Below are 1,983 nucleotides of genomic sequence, written 5' to 3' on the forward strand. Positions count from 1 at the left end.
CCTCTTGATGTCAGACAATGGACTTGCGAGAACTGTCACACCAAACACGACACAGATGTTAACGCTGCAATTAATCTCACAGATGAGGGACTACGAATTTTGACCTGTGGGACGCGGGACAAAGCCGATCGCCAGACTGTAAGCCTTAGTAATAGAGGACGTAAGAAATCTACTGCTATGCTGGTCTCTGGGTTGTTGTCCGCGCTGTACGCAAGCGTCAGCGTCGGGATAGTTCAGGTAAGTACACTATATAGGTAGGAGTAAAACTATAGCGCTACACTATATCTAGACTTTACAACTCAAAAACCTGTAACTAAAAACATTTAATTAGTTAGCCAAATTTCTTATTATACCACAAAACTTGCTATATATTTTTTAGAGTTTGGTTAAATTATGAGGCTTTATTTGAATACACCTCCAGTGCCAATAAGTAATCTTATTGAATCATTAAATTGGATTATCAGAAAAAGTCACTATAAAAGTATCTTCTTGTGGTATTTTTTGTAAAAATATGTCCCCTGTTACCTGTTGACTATTGCCTACTCCTGCAATAAATCTATTCCCTTGCCTATTCTGAGGAAATTTACTTGGGGAGATGTCTAATGTATTGACTTTAGTTAAAATAAAAAATGTAAAATTCTTCAATATATAGTGGGTAAAACTTTGCTAGACGAACAGGCAAAAAAAACTATACTGCGTAAAATTCCTCATGGATTATACATCTGTGGTGTTAAAGATGGCGATGAAGTAAATGGCTTTACAGCTAGTTGGGTAATGCAAGCATCTTTTAAGCCTCCCCTAATTGTTAATTGTGTTAATAAAGATTCTAAATCCCATGCCATGATTAAGGCTAGTGGAGTATTTTCTCTTAGTTTCTTAGCAGCAGGGCAAAAAGATTTAGCTCAACAATTTTTCAAACCTCAACGTCGTGTGGGGAATAAATTTGAAGAAGTAGAATTTTATTTAGGAGAAACTGGTTGCCCAATTATTTCTGATACTCTTGGCTATGTTGAATGTAGAGTTGTGGGTGCTATAGAAGAAGGCGATCATACTGTATATGTAGGGGAAGTAATTGCAGCAGGTATACATCGTGAGGGAGACCCTCTATTGTTAGAAAGTACAGGCTGGAATTATGGTGGTTAGTTGTCATCTATAGCAATTTTATAATTGTGAGGTACAAAATTCTAACTTTATAGGGAAAATGGAGAATATCAGAATAAAACCAAATGTGCCTCACTAATTTTAGAAACCCTTAGTTATTAGCTAATACTAAATCAAAGCAAAAGTGTTTTTAGATAATTAATTTATGAATTCAGTTACCGAAAAATAAGGGTTTAAAGCCTCTCACTCGCCGTGGAGAAAAAAGCGGTCGGAAAGCGGAGCAGTCCGTTAGGATGGGATGCCGAGGTCTCCTCGCTGGCCTCCAATCGACCAAGACAGCGGTCGGAAAGCGGAGCAGTCCGTTAGGATGGGATGGCGAGGTCTCCGTTCCCTCCGGGACGCTACGCGAACTTCGAATCTTCATCTTCAAATAATAAAGGGGCTAATTTTTGTTTTAAATGCCATTCTACATAATAAGCCAACATACACAAGAAAATGTGTGCCTTAACTCTGTCTCCCTTATAATGATAAATAGGATGCACTTTTAAATCAATGGATTTATAACAACGGAAAGCTTGCTCTACAGAAGATAAACTTTTATAAGCCTTGACTATTTCTTCTGATTTCATGAGAGTTTTATCTACAGAAGTTCTCAAAATATAAACCCCGTCTAAAGCTATTTATTTATCAATTAATTCTTGTTTTCGCTCATAAGTAAAGTCTGAATCTGTGATGTTTAAATTATAATATTTATTGATTTTGTACTTGTTTAACACCTTCCCAACTCTTAAAGCAATTTTATCCGCTCCTTTCAAGGCTCTTTTTTCTCTTTTTATAGACACTGACAGGCATTCCTGCTAACCAGAGAATCATAAATCCACC

At 36.8% G+C, this 1,983-nt stretch carries 4 protein-coding genes; 2 read left to right on the plus strand and 2 right to left on the minus strand.

Features of this window, described 5'->3' with window-relative positions:
- Together F6K22_RS01685 and F6K22_RS01690 are read left to right on the plus strand one after the other, a co-directional pair.
- Window positions 1-258, plus strand: a 258-nt coding sequence (locus F6K22_RS01685) for a zinc ribbon domain-containing protein (RefSeq protein WP_293092599.1), incomplete at its 5' end; no start/stop codon positions are given.
- A 405-nt stretch (window positions 259-663) separates the two neighbouring features.
- The gene (locus F6K22_RS01690) at window positions 664-1,143 is read left to right on the plus strand and encodes a flavin reductase family protein (RefSeq protein ID WP_293092604.1); all 480 of its coding nucleotides are present in this window, start codon (window positions 664-666) and stop codon (window positions 1,141-1,143) included.
- Between the two features lie 359 nt (window positions 1,144-1,502).
- On the opposite strand, the gene F6K22_RS01695 is transcribed toward F6K22_RS01690, so the two are convergent.
- Together F6K22_RS01695 and F6K22_RS01700 are read right to left on the minus strand one after the other, a co-directional pair.
- Window positions 1,503-1,730, minus strand: coding sequence for a hypothetical protein (locus F6K22_RS01695; RefSeq protein ID WP_363272646.1), 228 nt, complete (start codon window positions 1,728-1,730; stop codon window positions 1,503-1,505).
- 51 nt (window positions 1,731-1,781) lie between these two features.
- Entirely contained in the window at window positions 1,782-1,943 is a 162-nt protein-coding gene (locus F6K22_RS01700) for a hypothetical protein (protein WP_293092602.1), read from the minus strand.
- Window positions 1,944-1,983: the final 40 nt, after the last annotated feature.

The sequence above is a fragment of the Okeania sp. SIO2F4 genome (genome assembly GCF_010672385.1).
GTDB lineage: Bacteria > Cyanobacteriota > Cyanobacteriia > Cyanobacteriales > Microcoleaceae > Trichodesmium.

Bases quoted from the DNA above. Each gene is read 5' to 3' on its own strand.
- F6K22_RS01695 (WP_363272646.1), bottom strand. From the start codon at position 1,730: ATGAAATCAGAAGAAATAGTCAAGGCTTATAAAAGTTTATCTTCTGTA.